The organism is Rhizobium esperanzae (assembly GCF_014197615.1).
In the GTDB taxonomy this organism is placed as follows: Bacteria; Pseudomonadota; Alphaproteobacteria; order Rhizobiales; family Rhizobiaceae; genus Rhizobium; species Rhizobium esperanzae_A.
On sequence record NZ_JACIFY010000032.1, the window covers coordinates 1 to 18,960 of the forward strand.

Annotated in this window: 20 protein-coding genes; 7 read left to right on the forward strand and 13 right to left on the reverse strand. The window is 61.8% G+C overall.

All coding sequences use genetic code 11. The annotated features are described in order from the left end of the window. Window positions 1-226 precede the first annotated feature (226 nt). Window positions 227-844 (forward strand): glutathione S-transferase family protein, encoded by a 618-nt coding sequence (locus GGD57_RS28030; protein ID WP_184473430.1) that lies wholly within the window; start codon window positions 227-229, stop codon window positions 842-844. Between the two features lie 63 nt (window positions 845-907). Here the strand turns inward: GGD57_RS28030 and GGD57_RS28035 are convergent, their stop codons facing one another. The 4 genes from GGD57_RS28035 to GGD57_RS28050 form a co-directional block, all read right to left on the reverse strand. Next, the gene (locus GGD57_RS28035) at window positions 908-1,309 is read right to left on the reverse strand and encodes a type II toxin-antitoxin system VapC family toxin (protein ID WP_184473431.1); all 402 of its coding nucleotides are present in this window, start codon (window positions 1,307-1,309) and stop codon (window positions 908-910) included. Continuing rightward, window positions 1,309-1,563: a type II toxin-antitoxin system Phd/YefM family antitoxin gene (locus GGD57_RS28040; protein WP_184473432.1), complete on the reverse strand. Its 255-nt coding sequence runs from the start codon at window positions 1,561-1,563 to the stop codon at window positions 1,309-1,311. The genes GGD57_RS28035 and GGD57_RS28040 overlap by 1 nt, the downstream gene beginning before the upstream one ends. Before the next feature lie 104 nt (window positions 1,564-1,667). Further along, the gene (locus GGD57_RS28045) at window positions 1,668-2,033 is read right to left on the reverse strand and encodes an MmcQ/YjbR family DNA-binding protein (RefSeq protein ID WP_184473433.1); all 366 of its coding nucleotides are present in this window, start codon (window positions 2,031-2,033) and stop codon (window positions 1,668-1,670) included. A gap of 38 nt (window positions 2,034-2,071) precedes the next feature. Beyond that, a complete protein-coding gene (locus GGD57_RS28050; RefSeq protein WP_184473434.1) occupies window positions 2,072-2,266 on the reverse strand; it encodes a hypothetical protein in 195 nt (64 codons plus the stop codon). Between the two features lie 112 nt (window positions 2,267-2,378). On the opposite strand from GGD57_RS28050, the gene GGD57_RS28055 reads away from it, so the two are divergent. After that, on the forward strand, window positions 2,379-3,275 hold the full coding sequence (locus GGD57_RS28055) for a LysR substrate-binding domain-containing protein (RefSeq protein WP_184473435.1): 897 nt from the start codon (window positions 2,379-2,381) through the stop codon (window positions 3,273-3,275). 1 nt (window position 3,276) lies between these two features. On the opposite strand, the gene GGD57_RS28060 is transcribed toward GGD57_RS28055, so the two are convergent. The 7 genes from GGD57_RS28060 to GGD57_RS28090 form a co-directional block, all read right to left on the reverse strand. Beyond that, the gene (locus tag GGD57_RS28060) at window positions 3,277-3,942 is read right to left on the reverse strand and encodes a glutathione S-transferase family protein (RefSeq protein WP_184473436.1); all 666 of its coding nucleotides are present in this window, start codon (window positions 3,940-3,942) and stop codon (window positions 3,277-3,279) included. A 252-nt stretch (window positions 3,943-4,194) separates the two neighbouring features. After that, the gene (locus tag GGD57_RS28065; RefSeq protein ID WP_184473437.1) at window positions 4,195-4,767 is read right to left on the reverse strand and encodes an NADPH-dependent FMN reductase; all 573 of its coding nucleotides are present in this window, start codon (window positions 4,765-4,767) and stop codon (window positions 4,195-4,197) included. A gap of 77 nt (window positions 4,768-4,844) precedes the next feature. Beyond that, window positions 4,845-5,513, reverse strand: coding sequence for a nitroreductase (locus GGD57_RS28070; RefSeq protein WP_184473438.1), 669 nt, complete (start codon window positions 5,511-5,513; stop codon window positions 4,845-4,847). Window positions 5,514-5,577: 64 nt separating this feature from the next. Then, complete coding sequence (locus tag GGD57_RS28075) at window positions 5,578-6,489, reverse strand: MBL fold metallo-hydrolase (RefSeq protein ID WP_184473439.1); 912 nt, start codon at window positions 6,487-6,489, stop codon at window positions 5,578-5,580. 206 nt (window positions 6,490-6,695) lie between these two features. Continuing rightward, window positions 6,696-7,064 (reverse strand): type II toxin-antitoxin system MqsA family antitoxin, encoded by a 369-nt coding sequence (locus GGD57_RS28080; protein WP_246713752.1) that lies wholly within the window; start codon window positions 7,062-7,064, stop codon window positions 6,696-6,698. 41 nt (window positions 7,065-7,105) lie between these two features. Then, on the reverse strand, window positions 7,106-7,408 hold the full coding sequence (locus tag GGD57_RS28085; protein ID WP_184473441.1) for a type II toxin-antitoxin system MqsR family toxin: 303 nt from the start codon (window positions 7,406-7,408) through the stop codon (window positions 7,106-7,108). A 159-nt stretch (window positions 7,409-7,567) separates the two neighbouring features. Then, window positions 7,568-8,935 carry a TIGR03808 family TAT-translocated repetitive protein gene (locus GGD57_RS28090; RefSeq protein ID WP_184473442.1) on the reverse strand — a complete coding sequence of 456 codons (1,368 nt, stop codon included), beginning with the start codon at window positions 8,933-8,935 and terminating at the stop codon, window positions 7,568-7,570. Between the two features lie 250 nt (window positions 8,936-9,185). Between GGD57_RS28090 and GGD57_RS28095 the strand changes: the two genes are divergently transcribed. Further along, window positions 9,186-11,483, forward strand: coding sequence for a sensor domain-containing protein (locus GGD57_RS28095; protein WP_184473443.1), 2,298 nt, complete (start codon window positions 9,186-9,188; stop codon window positions 11,481-11,483). A gap of 36 nt (window positions 11,484-11,519) precedes the next feature. On the opposite strand, the gene GGD57_RS28100 is transcribed toward GGD57_RS28095, so the two are convergent. Next, window positions 11,520-12,242, reverse strand: a complete 723-nt coding sequence (locus GGD57_RS28100; protein ID WP_184473444.1) for a helix-turn-helix transcriptional regulator — start codon at window positions 12,240-12,242, stop codon at window positions 11,520-11,522. Between the two features lie 486 nt (window positions 12,243-12,728). On the opposite strand from GGD57_RS28100, the gene GGD57_RS28105 reads away from it, so the two are divergent. Next, window positions 12,729-14,597, forward strand: coding sequence for a diguanylate cyclase (locus tag GGD57_RS28105; protein ID WP_184473445.1), 1,869 nt, complete (start codon window positions 12,729-12,731; stop codon window positions 14,595-14,597). A 40-nt stretch (window positions 14,598-14,637) separates the two neighbouring features. Here GGD57_RS28105 and GGD57_RS28110 read toward each other — a convergent pair whose 3' ends face one another. Next, on the reverse strand, window positions 14,638-15,609 hold the full coding sequence (locus GGD57_RS28110; RefSeq protein WP_184473446.1) for a glycerophosphodiester phosphodiesterase family protein: 972 nt from the start codon (window positions 15,607-15,609) through the stop codon (window positions 14,638-14,640). Between the two features lie 192 nt (window positions 15,610-15,801). Here GGD57_RS28110 and GGD57_RS28115 point away from each other — a divergent pair, with 192 nt between their 5' ends. The 3 genes from GGD57_RS28115 (at window position 15,802) to GGD57_RS28125 (ending at window position 18,884) form a co-directional block, all read left to right on the forward strand. Then, the gene (locus tag GGD57_RS28115) at window positions 15,802-16,452 is read left to right on the forward strand and encodes a glutathione S-transferase family protein (protein WP_184473447.1); all 651 of its coding nucleotides are present in this window, start codon (window positions 15,802-15,804) and stop codon (window positions 16,450-16,452) included. A 29-nt stretch (window positions 16,453-16,481) separates the two neighbouring features. Next, entirely contained in the window at window positions 16,482-17,312 is an 831-nt protein-coding gene (locus GGD57_RS28120) for an alpha/beta fold hydrolase (protein ID WP_184473448.1), read from the forward strand. A gap of 213 nt (window positions 17,313-17,525) precedes the next feature. Next, window positions 17,526-18,884, forward strand: coding sequence for a tetratricopeptide repeat protein (locus GGD57_RS28125; protein ID WP_184473449.1), 1,359 nt, complete (start codon window positions 17,526-17,528; stop codon window positions 18,882-18,884). Window positions 18,885-18,960 lie beyond the last annotated feature (76 nt).

Sequence of the window (18,960 nt, forward strand, 5' to 3'; positions counted from 1 at the left end):
AGATCAAGAAGGCTGGGTGGGATGATCAGTTCCTCATCTCTATCATCGCTCATATGCGATAGCCCTGCCCTTGTGGGGAGGGGTTGGGGAGGGGTTTTGACCGGGTACAGCCCGGGCTGCCGCACGGCACGCCGATCATTGTCCGGCTGCCGAAAGGCGGGGCAATCACCGGTTCCGCCGCACGCATCCCTGCGCTATACCAGCTCCCGAAAGGGAGTCGAGAACCATGCTGACATTGTACTACGCGCCGGGAACCTGCGCGCTCGCAAGCCTTATTGCCCTGGAAGAATCCGGCCTCGCCTTCGAAACCAGGAAGCTCAGCTTCGCCAATGGTGAGCAGCGTTCGCCGGATTATCTGAAGATCAACCCGAAGGGCCGGGTGCCGGCACTGGTCGGCGACCGCGGCGTGCTGACGGAAACGCCGGCGATCCTCGGCTTCATCGCCGCAAGCGCTCCGGCCGCCAAACTCGCACCGCTCGCCGATCCCTTCGAAATGGCGCGGCTGCAAGCCTTCAACAGCTATCTCTGCTCGACCGTGCATGTAAACCATGCCCATCGCCCGCGCGGCTCCCGCTGGGCCGACGATCCGGCCGCAATCGAGGCGATGAAGGCCAAGGTGCCGCAGAATATGGCCGACTGCTTCACGCTCATTGAGGATATGCTGGAAGGCCCCTGGGTGATGGGCGAGACCTATTCGCTCGCCGATCCCTATCTCTTCGTCATGTCGGGCTGGCTGCCCTCCGATGGCGTCGATCCCGCTCGCTTCGCAAAAGTAAGCGACCACCACGCCCGCATGCTGCAGCGTCCCGCCGTCCAGCGGGCGCTGGCCTTCGACCGGGGCTGATCTGCCGTCATACCGGGCTTGGCTTGCAGGACAGGGACGGCTGTAGCAGTCCCTGTCCTTATGCTACGTCTCCCATGGATTGATCGCCGATGCGCCGGTGTCGTCGAAATCACCCACATTGCGGGTGACGACGATCAGGTCATGGACGATCGCGGTCGCGGCGATCAGCCCATCAATGTCGCCGCGCGGACGGATCGCGGCGATGCGGCCCCATTCCACGGCGATCTGATCGGTCACCGGCAGGATGCGATCGTCGTGATCATGACGCAGCTTGCGTAGCCATTCGGCAAGGTGTGCTGCGGCCTTCGGGTCCGACCTCTGTTTGAGGGCGATGCCACGCATGATCTCGCCAAAGGTCAGCGCGCTCAGATGGATGCTCAGCGGGTCGACGGAGCGCAGCCAAGACACCGCCTGCTGCGTGTCGCGTCGCGCCTCCGAGACGATATTGGTGTCGACCAGATACATCAGAAGGTCACGCCGCGGCTTGGCGTCTTGGCGCGCGCTTCGACCGCATCGGCAACTTCGTCGTCCCAGGCGGGGCCGCCGAGCAGGTCGTCGACCAGCGTCGGACGGCCGGCGCGCAAGGCATCGTAATCGCGGAAGGACAGTACGACAGCCGCGGGCTCGCCGCGCAGCGTGACCATCTGCGGCCCTTCATCCCGCGCCTTCTGCACCACTTTTGAGAACTGGTTCTTGGCATCCTGCAATTGCCATTCCATCACTGGTTCCTATCCATTCCAGCTAGACTGTCTAGCTATCTATGGGTGCGGAATATCGTGGCGTCAAGGAGTTTACGCGCCTGCGCACGTCCGAGCGAGCTGCATCAGGATCGGGGCTGATGTTCGAACCGCTCGGTAAGTTTCTTCGGCGCCCGGAATAGCCAGGCGCCGGTCAGCCGCAACCGCAGTTCCTCGTCGCCGATCATGGCGGCGCGCACCGGCAGATGCGGCCAGCCGACATAATGATCGGTCTGGAAGTAGATGTCGGGCGCCATCTCCAGCAGGTGATCCTTGTCGTCGAGCGAAATCGAGATCACGATCGTCTCGGCGTTCTTCACCGCGGCGAAGCTCTTGCCGCCGACCTTCAGCGCTGGATTGCCATAGGACGTGCTCTCCTCGACATCGAGCAGGCCGGCTTCCGTCGCCAGCCGTTTCAAGCGTTCGAAGATCGCAGCGACTGTGTCAGCCATCGTTTCGCCCTTTCTGCCGGGGCGAACCTAACATGTTTTCAGGCGCATTTCGCCAGCGGTGGCTTGGCTTCCGCGGGAAAGCCGGCCGGCATCGCGAGCGGCAGATCGGCGATCTCGCGCATCGACATGCGCTCGACCTCGGGATGGCGCAGCGGATCGTCCCTCCAGGCGTCGGCAATTTCCGCGCCGCCGGCATGAAAGGTTGGTCTCAAGAAAAACTTCAGCAACGACATGGCATGCCTCGCTTTCTCCAGCGGTGAGGGATCATGACCGCATGCTGCAATATCGGCTCCGCCAAGCGGGTTTTCAATTGAGATTCATGCGGAACCGTTATAGAAAAACTATATGAAAAACCTGAACGCCGTCCATCTCAACGGCCTGCGGGCGCTTGATGCCGTCGGTCGGCTCGGCTCGCTCCAGGCCGCCGCCGAGGAGCTCGGCGTCTCCGTCGGCGCCGTCAGCCAGCAGGTCATCAAGGCCGAAGCCCAGCTCGGCCAGGTGATTTTCGAGCGCACTGCCAGGGGCATGATCGTCACCGAAGCCGGTCGGCCGGTGCTGCTGGCGCTGGAGGAGGGGTTCGCCCGGCTTTCGGCGGCGGTGTCGATCGCAAGCCGCAAGGACGATACCATTCTGACCATCTCGGTGGCGCCGGTTTTCGCCGCCCGCTGGCTGGTCTGCCGGCTCGATCGCTTCGCCGAGCGTCATCCCGACATCAAGCTGCGGCTGGACGCAACCAGCAATCTTGTCAGCCCGGCACTTTGCGACGTCGATATCGGCATCCGCGTCGGCGCCGGCAAATGGCCCGACGTGAAGGCCGAATTGTTGCTGGAGCAGGAGGTTTTTCCCGTCTGTTCGCCTGAAATGGCGGCAGAGTTGAAGGAGCCGGCCGATATCCTCGCTTTGCCGGCCATCATCGATGGCCCTTCCATGTTCACCTGGGAGGTCTGGATGCGCGAGGCCGGGCTATCGGGCGCGACGCTTGCGACCCGCCACGTCTTCAACGATGCCTCGCTCTGCCTCGATGCGGCGATTGCCGGGCAGGGGGTCATGCTTGCCTGGCAGACGCTCGCTGCCTTTGCGCTTGCCGAAGGCCGGCTCGTCGCCCCCTTCGGCATCCGGGCGCGAACCGGCTTCGGTCATTATTTCGTCACCGCCGAAGGCGTGCGCGAACCCAAGAAGGTCAAGGATTTCAAGGCCTGGATCCGCGAGGAAATGGCCGGCACCCTGGCCCTTTTCCCATAATTCACACCTCGATCGGCTCCTTGCTGCGGCTCGCCTGCATCGCCTTATAGGCCGCACGCGACTGGCAGCGCTCGATCCAGGCTTTGACATTGGGGTGGGCTTGGAACAGCGCCTCTTCGCTCTGGGCGTAGCGCAGCACTTCGGCGAGGTTGAGATCGGCGACGGTGAAGCGGTCGCCGACGATCCATTGCCGGCCGGCCAGGTGGCCTTCGAGAACTGCCAGCGGCCGGCGCAGCGAGCGGCAGGCGACGGCGATCGTCTCCTTGCCGGCGTCGCTGTTTTCGAGGCCGTTATCATAGGTCAGCACGATCTTCACCGTCTGCGGCTCGACCTCCGCCGCCGCCCAGACCGTCCACATCGTCAGCAATCCGTCTTCTTCGACGGTTTTGCCGGAAAGCGGTCCGCCATGTCTGCGCGCGAGGTAAAGATTGATCGCCAGCGACTCGTGCATGACGAGGTCGCCGTCGCGAATGCTGGGGATCTGCGCCATCGGGTTGACGGCGATGAAATCAGGCGATTGCGTGTTGAGCGGCGCCTGAGGCGCCAGCGGATCTGCGAGCCGCCTTGCCTGCAGCACCGGCACCGACTGAAAGTCGAGCCCAAGCTCCTCCGCCATCCAGTAGACGCGTGAGGCGCGCGATCGATAGACCCCGTAGATTGTCAGCATGAATGTTTCCCCGCGATGTTGTGCGAGGAAAGGTAAATGCCCGATCGGCCCCGGAAAAGTCCCCGGCGCTGATGGAACGATGAAAGCTTTTGATAACAAGCAATTCCAGCAAAAGTGCGCAAGCGGTTTTGCGTCCGGAATTGCGCCAACCAAAGACCAATTCCAGCAAAAGTGCGCAAGTGGTTTTGCGTCCGGAATTGCGCCAACCAAAGACCAATTCCAGCAAAAGTGCGCAGGCAGTTCCGCGGTGCCTTAGGCATCTTTCGGCAGCACGGAGCGAACCCTTGCGACGAAGACATGGAAGTCCTCCATGAACGTGCGGAGGAACTTGGCGGTGGTGTCGTTGGTGACCTCGCCGTCATCGGTGATCAGGCCCGGTGTGAACTGGATATAGGCTTCCGGGGCATTCATCTGCGGAGAGTTGCAGAAGCTGAGCACGCTGCGCAAATTCTGCTGGGCGACGGCCGTGCCGATCGCGCCCGGCGACGTGCCGATCACCGCCGACGGTTTGCGGGTGAACGAGTTGGTGCCATAGGGGCGGCTTGCCCAGTCGATCGCGTTTTTCAGCCCGCCGGGGATGGATCGATTGTATTCGGGGGTGACGAACAGCACGGCGTCGACGGCGGCGATGGCCGCCTTGAATGCCCTGCCGGCCGGAGGGTAGTCCGCGTCGTAATCGTAGCTGTAGAGCGGCAGGTCCTTGAAGGATATTTCCGACATTTCAAGTTCCGGCGGAGCCAACCGCACCAAGGCCTTGGCGAGCTTGCGATTGATCGAGCCCTTGGCGAGGCTGCCGATGAGGTAACCGACTTTATGCGTGGTCATGGCGTTCTCCGATATCACGCATGATTAAGAACGTATCACACGCAGGGATCATGGGCCTCTTGTCCTTCGCGCGCAAGTCACGCATCGCCGAGGAACGTGACCGTCTCGGCAAGCGGCGCGCGGCCCGTGCGGGCGTAACTGACCGTGGGGTCCTCGTAGCCGATCGACATGCCACAGAAGAGGACGAGCCCGTCCGGCGGCGACAGGGCTTCCGCCACCGTCTCGCGAACCTGCGACCACGCCATCTGCGGGCAACTGTGCAGGCCTTCGGCACGCAGCAGCAGCATGACGGTCTGCAGATACATGCCGACATCGGCCCATTGCGGCAGGCCCAGATCATGGTCGATGTAGCAGAACAGGGCGGCGGGCGCGCCGAAACAATTCCAGTTGGCGATTGCCGCCCGCTGGCGCGCCTCCCAGTCCTCCCGGGCAATGCCGAGCGCGCTGTAGCGCTCCTTGCCGAAGGCGGACCGGCGCTCCCCATAGGGGGATTTCAGCGTGGACGGGTACATCTCGTATTGCCGCTTGTCCCAGGCGTCGCCATGGGCCACGCGCTCGACGGCCGATGTCTTGAGTTCGGCCAGTGCTGCGCCGGTCATCACATAGGTATTCCACGGCTGGATGTTCGACCCCGATGGCGACCAGGCTGCGGCAGAGAGCACGCGCTCGAGCACCTCCCTCGCCACAGGCTTGTCTTTGAAACCGCGCACCGACCGTCGGCTGGTCACTGCCTCATATACGTCCATGATCGCCTCCATGCGCCGTTTCGTTCAAACGGCGGCGTCCAGTTCAGCCCTGACCCGAAAGCGGTCAGTAGTCCCAGAAGATCGGCACCCAGCGGAAGGCATCGCCTTCGATCGCTACATGACCGATGGAGGGGAATGGCAGGTGAGTGGCCACCAGCAGCTCGCCGGTCGCCGAAAGCTCCCGCAGAAGGCGGACGCGGACGCGGGCTGCCTCTTCCGGGTCGTGTTCGAAGCCGTTGAACCAGTCGGGATGCTCGAACCCGACCGCGAACACGGCGTCGCCGGCAAACATCAGCCGGTCGCTGCCGGAGGCCAGGCGGATCACGCTATGCCCGGGCGTGTGGCCGCCGGTGCGCGTGACGACCACGCCGGGCGCCACCGTGTACTCCTCGTCGAACGTCTGCAGGTGGCTGCCATATTCTTCCGCGAACCGCTTGGCCGCCTGCCGAAGCGCGTCCGGGAAGCCCGGCGGCATCGAGACGTGGGAGAAATCGGGCGCCGTCCAGAATTTGACCTCGGCCGCCGCCACGTGGATGCGCAGGTCCGGCCGCAACTGCTCCTTCACCCCGTCGACGAGCAGCATGCCAATATGGTCCATGTGCATGTGGGTCAGCACCACGTCGGTCACGGAGGCAAGATCGATGCCGGCGGCATCCAGTCGATGGGCCAGTTGCCCGGCTCGCGGCAGGTTCAAGTTCGGGTCCGCCCCGAGCCCGGCATCGAGCAGTATGGCTTGGCCGCCGCTCCGCACGACAACCACGTTCAGCCCCCAGTCGAGCGTTTCCGTCGGCAGGAAATTGTGGTCCAGCCAGGCCGACCGGGCGGCCGGGTCGGCGTTGTGGCCGAGCATTGCGCCCGGCAGCGTCAGCACGCCGTCGCTGACCACCATGACGTCGATCTCGCCGATCTGCAGCGAGTAGCGCGACGGAACCAATTCGTCGGGTTTTGCTCTACCGGGGCGTGAGATGGTGTCCATGCTCGTCTCCTCCTGACTGTCCGTTTCCGATGTGGATCATTATCTCCGTTCGCAACGGAGACGTAATCACACCCAGGTCTAGGAGGCGTACATCGGACGTAGGGATTGATATGCCCGAGGGCGTGCGGGCGATGCAGCGCGGACTGCGCCATTATACCCGGCTTTGCCCCCTGAACGGCTTCAGCTTGGCGCTTGCAAAATGCCGGTTATGCGCGTCGCAACTCCTCTACGTCGTCGGGATGTCGCTCGAGCAGACGGAAGAGATTGACGACGGCGGGCGGCGGACTGACTTTTCCCGTCTCATAGCGAGAGAAGGCATTGTGCCCCCCACCCGTCAGTGCAGACGCTTCAGTCTGATTGAGGCGCAGTTTCTTGCGAATTCGACGCAAATCCTCGCCGACTGCTCGCCTATCCTGCAGAACCAGCGCATCACTGGCCTGGGCATAACGCTCAGCACTGGCTTGGTCATACTCGATCTCGCCGCATGCGCCGCAACGAAAACCCGACAAGCCTTCGACGTCCGCTTTCAGATTGCGAAAAGCAATGTGGTGAGTTTCGTTGAAGAATGGCGTCATTTCGGACTTTGCGTCACAGCAAACACATATCCTGGCCATTGTTACAACTCCTTGAATTGGATGACGGGTGCGCCGTCTTCCCTCAGCGTGACTTTGATATAAGCCTTCCCGGCCGGCGTATTGGCGTGATAAACATCCTGCCAGATTGTAGTGTCGTTATACGTCGTCATCGACTTGTAGAGGTGGGTATTCCTAAGCCCGGCGACGACGTCGATCATCTCCGAAGTGGTCAATCCCATCGATCTCCCGCCGTCGATGGCGCTTTTGGTGAAGGCTGCCGCCTTTCGCTCCCTGACGATGGCGATGATCGCTGCGAGGTTGTAGTGGGCCTTCCGCTTTTCCACGTTTAAATTACCCTCTCAGGGTAAAATTTCAAGTCCGCATATCGCTTGATCAATGCGTTCCCCTAAGATGCTGTCATTGTGAAAACGAGGCCTCAGCTTTCACGGAACCTCGTGAAACAAAAGAGGTAAAGAATTTCTACTGGGACACAAATGCTTTCGTCACGAGGCGCGATTTCGCTCGATGGTCAGCTGCGCATAGGGCGCGCCGCCGCCGGCCATTTCGCCGGAGACTTTCTTCTCCCACTCAAAGCCTAAAACCGCCCCTTCGGTGGTTTCCTGGAAGATATTGTCGGTGATGACGGCGGTGCCGGCGCCATCGGCGACCGAGACGGCGCATCCCACGGACGCCTTGCGCACCACATTGCCGCTGACGACGACGTTTCTGAGATAGGGACCCCAGCCGATCTGCATTCCCCAGCGCGGGGCGCCTTCGATCACATTGCCTGAAATCAGTGTATCGGCCTCAGCTGCAATCCCGATGCCGAAACCGACCTCGTGCTTGTAGGGGCCTTTCAGCGTCAGATTGCGCACGACATTGCCGGTAACGCTTGCCAGCCTGCCGCCCTCGTCGAAATTGGCGATCGAGATGCCGTTCGCCGCCCCGTCGATCATGTTGGCGGAAACCACCGCGCCTTCGAAGGCGAATTCGACGTAGATCGCCGTCTCGCCGGATCGCCGGCACTGATTGTTGCTGATCTGGATGTCGGAGGCTGAATTGGCCCGGATCGCCGTGAAGGCGCAGTCGGAGACGTGGTTGTTCACCACCATCACGCCGTCGGCGCGGAAAATATTGATGCCGTTGCCGTTCTGGCCGGTGCCGCCGTCATTGGCGCGGATGTTGAAGATGCGGTTGCCGGAAACAACCGTGCCGTCCTCCGCCTTCTTCCAGCGATGCACCAGGATGCCGCCATTACCGCAATCGGCGATCGTATTTCCGGTGACCGAGAGATTGGCGGAATCGACCGCATAAAGCCCGGATTGGGCGGCATTCGAAATGCGGCTGCGCTCGACCCGCCCGCCGCAGCGCTCCAACTGCAGCCCGTGTTTACGGCTGCCGCCGATCTCGCAATTGTCGATCAGCACCTCGTCGACGCCGGTCAATTGCACGAGCCCGCCGGCATCATCGCCGAGCCAGCGGTTGCCGCCGTCGATGACGAGATTGGAAAGCTCGATGCGGCGCACGTTCTCGGCCGAAAACAGGCGACCTTCGCCGGTATAGACGATCCGCGAGGCGCCGGGCACGCCCGTAATGCGGGTATTGTCGGGCAAAGTGAGATTGGAGGCCTTGTAGGTGCCGGGCGGCAGGAAGACCGGCACGTTTTCGCGCGCCGCCTGTTCGATCATCTGCTGCAGGTTGCGGGTCTTGCGGTCGCCGCTGTCGGGAATGGCGCGATATTCCACCGCGTCGATCGCTCCGCGCAGATCGGGTTGTCCGGCAGCCGTCAGCGGCGAGGCCAACGCGCGCGACGTCCCGCCCGCAACGGCCGAAGCGGCGAGAAAGAAAAGCATATCGCGGCGTGAAGGCATCCGGGGATCACATCTCATGACGCGCCCGTAGCAGAAAACGTGCCAGATGGCCTGCATTCTTTTGGCACAAGCCGGGCACGGGCAGGCCGGATTGCCGTTGCCCGGTGAAGCGGACGGCAGGATATCGCCGCCGATATTGTCCTCTCGTTCACCTTTTCATTTAAGCAAGCCGAAGGAAATGGGGACTACTTTGAAGGGAATTTTTGAGGTTTTGCGGGTACGGCCTTCGGCCGGCGGGGAGAATGGCGTCATGCAGGAACCGAGTGCCAGGCGATGGGAGCCGGCCGATGCTCTGTCGGCCGAAACGCGGCGCATCGTTGCCGCGACGGAGGCGATGATGGCCTCGACCGCCCATCACCTCTCCGAAGGCATCGAGAACCTGCGCCTGAAGGCGATCGTCCACGAACTTCCGGACTTCCTCTATGTCAAGGATCGTGACAGCCGTTTCGTCTTCGCCAACGCCGTTACCGCCAGCAGCCTCGGCCTGCAGAGCGCTGACCTCATCACCGGAAAACGTGATTTCGACCTGTTCGATTTCGAGACGGCGCGGCGGCATTTCGATATCGAGCAACAGATCATGGCGACCGGCCAAGCCCGCATCGACATGGAGGAAAGCTACTTCCTTCCAGGCGGAAAAAAGCAGATATGCCGGCTGACCTCGAAGATACCGCTGCGCAACGATCGCGGCGAGATCGTCGGCCTGATCGGTGTTTCCCGCGATATCACCGAGCGCAAGCTCCAGGAGGATCTCCATCGCGGCCAGGCGAAACTGCTCGAAATGATCGCCCGCAACGAGCCGTTGCCGATGATCCTCGAGGCGCTGGTGCTGATGATCGAGGCGCAGCTGACGGATATCGACGGCTCGGTGCTGCTGCTCGACGGCGAGGGCACCAGGCTCTATCACGGCGCCGCTCCCAACCTGCCCGGCGGCTACAGCCGCCTCATCGATGGCGTCACGATCGGTCCCAAGGTCGGCTCCTGCGGCACCGCCGCCTGGCGCGGCCAGGCGGTGGTCGTCGAAGACATCATGGCCGATCCGCTCTGGGAGGATTTTCGCGCGCTTGTTGCGCCGTTCGGTTTCCGCTCCTGCTGGTCGACGCCGATCGCCACGGCGCAGAACAATGTGCTCGGCACTTTCGCGCTCTATTCCAGGCAGGTCCGCCGTCCGACCGAGCACGAGATAAGGCTGGTGGCGCTCGCCACCCACATCGCCGGCATCGCCATCGAGCGCAAGCGGGTCGACGACCGCATTCATTTCATGGCCCATCATGACGATTTGACCGGCCTGCCGAACCGCGCCTTCCTCAAGGAACGGCTGGCGAAAATCCTCGACCAGGCCCGACGCAACAACCGCAAGGTCACCGTCGCCTATATCGATCTCGACAATTTCAAGGACATCAATGATGGTCGCGGCCACGCCGCCGGCGACGAGGTGCTGAAGGAAATCGCCGCCCGCATGGCCAACAGCGTCAGGGCGTCCGATATGGTGGTGCGCCTCGGCGGCGACGAATTCCTGGTGGTGCTCGTCCACCAGTCGAGCCATGATGCCGGCATCACCCGCCGCCTTCGCGAATTGCAGAAGGCGATCAACCGGCCGGTCCGCGGCGACGGCGGTGAATTCGTCGTCACCTCCAGCATCGGTGTCGCCGCCTTCCCCTTCGATGGCGCAACCTCGGAAGAGCTGCTCGCCAATGCCGACCGCGCCATGTACCGCGCCAAGGAGCTTGGCCGCAACACGTTGCAGCATCACGACGGCGGCGGCGTACCTGTGGGAATGCCGCTCGGCGAGCAGGAGGAACTGCACCAGGCGATCACCGGCGACCAGTTGTTCCTGCAGTACCAGCCGCAGGTCGATGTCGCCACAGGCCGCATCACCGGCATTGAGGCGCTGGTGCGCTGGAACCATCCGGCCAAGGGCAGGGTGCCGCCGGTCAATTTCATTCCGCTCGCCGAAGAGACCGGCCTCATCGTTCCCCTGGGCCTCTGGGTGCTGAACGAAGCCTGCCGCCAGGCGCGCCAATGGCAGGATATGGGCTTGGCGCCGCTGACCGTCGCCGTCAACGTCTCCGCCAAGCAGTTCGCCGATCCGGATTTCGCAACCCACGTCGCCGAGGCGCTGGAGCGCCACCGCCTGCAGGCGCGCTGGCTGGAGCTCGAGGTCACCGAAAGCGTGGTGATGCAGGATGCCGAACGGGCGCTCGCCATGATGGAGCAGCTCAGGGCGCTCGGCGTGCGCCTGTCGATCGACGATTTCGGCTCCGGTTATTCCAGCCTGGCGGCGCTGAAGACCTTCCCCTTCGACCGCCTGAAGATGGACCGTTCGCTGGTCGAGGCGCTGCCCGGCGACAAGACCGCCGTCGCCATCGCCTCGGCGGTCATTTCGCTGGCCCGGACGCTGAAGCTTTCGGTCCTCGCCGAAGGTGTGGAAACCGACGCCCAGATGGATTTCCTGCGTCACGCACGCTGCGAGGAGGCGCAAGGCTACCGCTTTTCCAAACCCGTCCTCCCGGAGGAGATCCCGGCCTTGCTGCGGGCGCGCAGCCTGTGATGCCGCGTTTCATCAGCCTGCCGGCCGGCTCGATCGCTAAACGCGAATGATGTTGAGCCGCAGAGCGCTGACGACGGCCTGCGTTCTTGTCGTGCATCCGAGTTTCTTGATCGCGCTACCGATGTGATTGTTCACCGCATTTTCCGTAAGGTCGAGAAGCTTGGCAATTTCATTGCCCTTCCGGCCTCCGGCCGTCAGCCTCAGGCAGTCCAGTTCGCTTGGCGTAAACTCGATGGGCTTGTGTTTCTCGTTCAGTGTGAGCTGCGAGAGCCGGTCATAGATCAGCGTGGCGATGAACAGAAGCTTCGCCATTTCGATCATGCTGAAATTCCGGGGTCCCGAAATCGACATGGCGCCGCGTCCGCCGGCGGCATCGTGAACAGGAAAATAGGCGCCTTTTTCCATGCCGTATCGGAAAAACAGCTCAATGACCGTCGACTTCTTGCCTTCGCCGCGATTGGTGTTGATCGCTTCGACATCATAATTGAACGGGCTGGTCGATCTCAGCATCCGGCGGATGACGGGACTGTCGATCAGCAAACTATGGGCGTCATAATAATCGACCATTTCCGCCGGCCAGTTGGTGATGATTTTGGTCGCGCCGATTTCAACATTGTCGACGGTCGGCAGCGTCATGAACAGGAAAGCGTTCATTCCAAGGTCCTGGGTCAGACCTTTCATATATTTGAACACTTCGTAATGCGTGTTGAAGCCTGCGGCGACTTCCTCAATTCGATTGAATTCGGCCTCGAGCTTCATGTCTTTCTCCGATCGGCAGTCGCCGCTGCTACGAAGTAAGCTTATGGGACAACAAGCCCTTAACAAACAGTGAAGGCACTTTCCGGCTTCCCGGCACAAAGATGGCAAAAAATCGCCGATGCCGGCGCGGGAAATCCCCTTGGAAAAATCCTGTGCCGAACCGATACGTTCGCGGGGATTCTGATATCATGCTGATTTTATTGATACATTTCTTTTCTGCCGGATGCGCCGGAAGGAGCCGTCTCGGTAAATGAGCGGGTTAATGGATACTTAAAGAATTTGCCGGATTTTATCGGCAGATTGCTCGCCCGGCGCAAGCCCGTGGTGGGATCTCGGCAGCACTCGCTCAGGGACCGTTTAAGAGGAGGAACGGGCGGCAATGGTTGATCCCGGGCGCGGCAGCTCCAAGACCGGCAGCTTTCTTCAGCCAATCTGATTTCATCGGCAAACCTATATTAAGTACTGTAAATATTAGAGGAATGTGTCGTGCCTTGGCAGGTCTTGATCGGAAATGTGGCCGCGGTCTCACTGGTTATTTCGGTGTGGATGCACCTGCATTACAAGCTCTACCGCCTGACCGAGGTCCAGGCACAACTTGGTTTCGGCTTGATGATGGGCCTCGGGGCGGTCTTGTCGATGCTGCTGTCGGTCGAGGTCGGCAGCGGCTACTATCTCGATCTCCGTTCGACCTTGCTGGCGGTTTCGGCTGTCTACGGCGGCCCGCTGGCGGTTCTCGTGACCGGAGCCTTGACCGCAGCACAGAGGATTTCCATGGGCGGCGCCGGTGTCGAACCGGCATTGATCTCGATCATGCTGGTTTCCGCGCTTGGGCTGGCGGTCCGCATCCGGTTCGGCAGGGGCACGGCGGATGTCAAAAAGGCCGTGGCCTGCGCCGTCACCGTGGCTGCCGTCACATTGACGATGAGCATTCTCCATCGAACCGGCAACCCGCCCGTGACGACGCTCAGCCTTGCGATAATAGCCGGGAAATTCGCCGCGACTTTGGCGGCGGCATCGGTCATCACCTATTTCCATGCCTTTACCCTTGAGCGGGATATCTTGAAGGCCGCCCTGACCCAGGCGCCTGATTTCCACTATGTCAAAGACCGCAATAGCCGCTTCGTCGTCACCAACCTCAACGTTGCGCGAGATCACAACCGCACCAAGTCTTCGGAGATGGTCGGCCTGACCGATTTCGATCTTTATCCCAGCGAAATGGCGCAGACATTCTTCGACCGCGAACAGGAGATCATGTCCAGCGGGGAACCGCTGGTGGATTTCGAGGAGCCGCTTGTCGAAAAGAACGGCCGGGAACGCTGGTTCCTGACGTCGAAGGTGCCGTTGCGAAACCGCCACGGCGATCTCATCGGCCTTTCGGGCGTGACCCGCGATATCACCGAGAAAAAACGTCTGATTCAGGAAGCCGTCGACAGCAAGAATGTGCTTTCCCAGGCGATGACGGAAATGTCCGATGGCCTCGCCATGTTCAATCCCGAGGGCCGGCTGGTCTTTTGCAACGATCAATATCGCGCTGCCTTTCCCGGCTCCGCCGACGCCAGACAGCCAGGCGCGCACATTGCCGATATCCTGCGGGCCGTCATGCGCAGCGGCGAGCGGATCGACGTGAGCCCGGATGCCGGCGAAGACTGGATCGAAACATCGGCAGCGCAGCTTTTCCTCACCCATGACAGCGAAATACCGATGTTCGACGGACGCTGGCTCAGGCAGCGCACACGTTTGGCGGCCGACGGCTCCGCCCTGGTGGTGGTGTCCGACATCACTGCGATGAAGCATTCCGAAGAAAGGCTGACGCAGCTCGCCCTGAAGATGAAGGGACTGGCCGATACCGACGCATTGACTGGCATCGCCAATCGCAGAGTATTCGACGAGGCGATCTCGGAGGAATTTGCCCGCGCCCGCCGTGTCGACACCGCTCTCAGCCTGCTGCTGATCGACGTCGATCACTTCAAGGCCTACAACGATACCTATGGTCACCTCGAAGGGGACAACTGCCTGAGGGTGATCGGCGAGGTCCTCGGGTCGGTCACCAAGCGGCCGTCCGATCTTGCAGCGCGATTTGGCGGCGAGGAATTCGCCATTCTGCTTCCCGGCACCGACAGGGATGGCGCGCTGCGCCTCGCCCGGATGCTGCTCGCGGCATTGCATCGGCGGGCAATCCCGCATCGTGAAAGCAGCAAGGGCATGGTGACGGTCAGCATCGGCGTGGCGAGCATGTCAGAGGGATTTGCGACGCCGGCAGAGCTGATCGAGGCCGCGGATCAGGCGCTCTACGCCGCAAAGAAAAATGGCCGCGACCGTGTCGAGGTTGCCGCAGCCCAAGCCAGAGCGGCGTGAACGGCTCGAACTCCGCCTCGATCTTCCATCCAGGCGAACCTTATCTCGCAATCTTGCCGATTGCCTCGATCTCATTCGTCCATATGCCCGCCGCATAGTTCGTCGGCAGCCGCGCCAGTTCAGCGGGATCGTCGATACCGGTGGAAAAGTCATTGCCGCGATAGGGGCCGAGCACGAAGACTTCAGTGCCGGCATCTTCCATCCGGTTGAGAAAGCGGTCCGGCCAGCCCCAGAGCCATGGCGCGATATTGACCGGCACCAGCATCATCCGATGTTTGCAGGCCTCCGGCATCAGGCCGATCCATCCATAGCCGATATAGCTGAACAGGCAGCCCTTCAGGCTCGCGCGCGAAGCAGTCCGGATGTCGGGCGCCAGCCGGCGGATGACGTCGATCGGCTCGTCGCCGCCATAGACGATGATGTCGGCCCGCCGCTCGGCAGAAAGCCCGTTGAGCACGGCGGCGAGTTTTTCACCTTCGGAAGAGTCGCGGCTCTTGACGTTGATGAGGAAGCGCCGATCCGGAAAGGTCGACAGCACCTCGGCAAGCGTCGGCATCATGCCGATGCCGCGGCCGCGAAAGGGAAAGGTCTTGCCGTCATCGGCGGTATAGCCGTAGCCGATGTCGAGCTTGCGCATCTCGGCCATCGAATGCTCGCGCGTCACACCGTGCCCGTCGGTGCGGCAGTCGAGCGTCCAGTCGTGAAAGACCGCGAATTCGCCATCCGTCGTCGGATGCACGTCGATTTCGACGATATCGGCGCCGGCGGCAAAGCCTGCCCGCATCGAGCGGATGGTGTTCTCGAGATAATCGTGTTTCGGCGCCAGTATGCGGGCGGCGGTGCAGGTGTCGTTCTTCAGGTCGGTTTCATCGAACCGCTGGGCGATGCCGCGATGGGCGAGCAGTACCGGTGTTCCCGGCCGATGCTCCGCCAGAAGGCTGGTATTGTTGAGGTAGAGGCCGGCCGTGGCGACTGCGACGGTCGTCGCGCAATAGAAAAGCTTCCTGCCCAATATTGCTCCTCCTGATTGTATCGAAGGCTGCAACAGCTAGGAGGCGATTCTGGTTGTAGTTGGGCTGTTTTCCGGCTTTTCTGAGCCGGCCCGGGAAAACGCGACGCGGTTTTTGCGGGGAGAACGCACACAGGATGTCGGAAACTCGTTTGGCCGATCGTCTTCAAGACGGATAAGCGGTGGAGAACAGCCATGACGATTACCATTACCGCCTTTGAACGCTCGCCCGATCGGGGCAGGGGCCTGGCGCGTGACATGCGGGTTCGCTGGGCGCTGGAGGAAGTCGGCGAGCCTTACGAGGTCCGCCTTGTCACCTTCGCGAAGATGAGAGAGCCCGCGCATCTCGCACTTCAGCCTTTCGGCCAGATTCCGACCTATGAAGAAGGCGACCTCGCTCTCTTCGAGTCCGGGGCGATCGTCTTCCATATCGCCGAGCGCCATGCGGGCCTGCTGCCTAGGGATGCGAATGCCCGGGCACGGGCGATCGCATGGATGTTTGCCGCGCTCAACACCATAGAGCCGCCGATCTTCGACCGGGCGCTTGCCACCATCCTGGAGCGCAACGAGCCTTGGTACGAGCAGCGCCTGCATTCTCTCGAGCTCACCATCGGCAAACGGCTCGCCGATCTTTCCCGCCGCCTTGGCGATGCCGACTGGCTTGACGGCGCTTTCAGCGCCGGCGACCTTCTGATGGTGACCATACTGCTGAGGCTCAAAGGATCGGCTCTATTGGACGACTATCCCAACCTCCTGGCCTATCTCGCCCGCGGCGAAGCGCGGCCCGCCTATAAACGTGCCTTTGCCGCCCAGCTGGCGGTTTACACCGCCGCATCGGCCGGCTGATCCGTGTCGCAACAATCGAGGGTACCACCATGGAACCACAGGACGACGAGCTCATCCGTTTCGAGGCGCAGGGCGCTGCACCCTTGCCGACGGCAAATATCGAAGGTCATGTCGAGCGCGACGGCGCCCGCATCTGGTATGCATCTTACGGCGCCGGCCCTCCGGTCGTTCTGCTGCACGGCGGCCTCGGCCATAGCGGCAACTGGGGTTATCAGCTTGCCGCGCTCTTGGGCAGCGGCCGCCGCGTCGTGCTGATCGACAGCCGCGGCCATGGCAGAAGCACGCGCGATATCAGTCCCTATAGCTACGAGCTGATGGCGGCCGACGTGCTTGCCGTCATGGACGCGCTCTCTCTTGAAAAGGCAGCGCTCGTCGGCTGGAGCGACGGCGCCTGCATCGCTTTGATCCTTGCCGCAACAGCGCCGTCGCGTGTCGAGGGCGTGTTCTTCTTCGCCTGCAACATGGATCCGAGCGGCACGCTGGAATTTCATTCGACCCCGGTGATCGACCGGTGTTTCAGCCGGCACGCCAGGGATTATGCCGCCCTCTCGGCAACGCCGGATGATTTCAATGCCTTCGTCGAGGCGGTCAGCCTGATGATGCGGACGGAGCCGAATTATCAGGCCTCCGACCTTGCCATGATCAAGGTGCCGGTGGCGATCGTGCTCGGCGAGCACGACGAATTCATCAAGCCCGAGCATGCCGAATATCTTGCCCGCAGCATTCCGGACGCGCAGATGGTCTATCTCGAAGGTGTCAGCCATTTTGCCCCGCTGCAGCGGCCGGCCGAGTTCAACGCGGCACTGGAACTGTTCCTTGACGGCATCGGCACACGAAAAAATGAAGGCTTGCGGCGTTGAGCCGCGGCAGCGGAATTTCTTAAGAATTCAGTAACTTTTTTTGAACGGCAAACGTAGGGTCCGGTGGGAAGGATTCGTTTTGTCGTTCGCTCACGAAAACCTTCGAGCCGCCGCCCGTTCATGTCAGTCTGTGCATGGGCAGGTTGCGCGGCCCGATGGTCTGTGCTCGTCCGCGGCTCCTTCGCTTGTTTTGAGAAGGCCCAGGGAGCCGGAATGATCAGCATCGATATGGAAGAGAGAATTTCGATCGCGCGCAAATCGCTGAACGACGCCATGAGTTTTCAGGCGTCGGGCGATTTCGAAAACGCCGAGAAAGCCTATGTCAGCGTCCTGCACAAGGACTACCGCACGATAGACATCCTGCCGCTGCTGGCGGGCGTCGTCGCCAAGAGAGGCGATGCCGAAACCGCTCTCTACTATTGGAACAAGCTGCTCGGCCTCAATCCCGGCCATCTTGTCGCCCTCATGGAAAAGGGTGCGCTGCTACGCCAGCTCGGCCGGTCGGCGGAAGCGGTCGGCTGTTATGAGATGGCGCGTGGCCTGTCGCCCGAAAATCCTGTCGTGCGGAACAACCTCGCCGTCGCATTGGCCGATTCAGGTCGGCAGCCGGAGGCGCTGGCCGAATTCCGTCACGTTCTGCGTCTGCAGCCGGACAATATCAATGCCTGGCATCAGATAAGGCGCCTCTCTTCGTCGATCGTGCCCTTCTGGCACATCGCCATGATGAACGACACCAGACGCAATGACGCCTTCGAAGCGGCGATCCGCCGTGCCATAGAATTGCGGGGAGCCGATGCGCAGATCCTCGACATCGGCGCCGGCAGTGGCCTGCTGTCGATGATGGCGGCGCGCGCCGGGGCCAGCAATATCGCGGCCTGCGAGAGTGTGCCTGTCATAGCGCAGGCCGCGGAGAGGATCATCGCCGCCAATGGTTATCGCGAACAGATCGACATCTTCGAAAAGACCTCGACCGGACTTTCTGTCGGCAGGGAGTTGAAAGCCCGGGCCGATATCTTGATTTCCGAGATCCTTTCGAGCGATCTCCTGGCCGAAGACGTGCTGAAAACCTTCGAGGACGCCCACGCTCGACTGCTCCGCGAGGATGCCATCGTCATTCCACGCGCCGCCGCCGCCATGGGCTGCCTTGTCGCCAGCGAAACGCTCTCCAACCATGCCCATGTCGGCGAGGTCTCCGGCTTCGACATGTCGCAGTTCAATGCGCTCGCCCCGTTGCGCCTTCCCGTTCACGGCACGATGACCGAGTGGACCAGGCTTTCGGACGATTTCGAAATCGCGGCAGTGGACCTCACTGCCCGCAAACACGCCGCGGCATTGCGCAAGATATCGGTGCCGGTTCAGGCAAACGGCACTGCTGTCGGGGTCGTCCAGTGGATGAAGGTCGATCTGATCGAGGGTGTGGTTTTCGACAACCACCCCGACGAACATCATGAGGGCGGCTGGCTCCAGGTTCTTCACACCTTCCCGCAGCCGGTGGAGGTCCGCGCCGGTACCTCGCTCGACATGCTGGTCGGCCACGACAGGACGAGCCTGCTGATGACGCCCATCGCCTGAGCAACGGACTTCCGTTGCAGCCAAGATCATCATGGCCGCCTTGGGCAAAGGCGGCCGTTCCCTATCGAATCGGTTT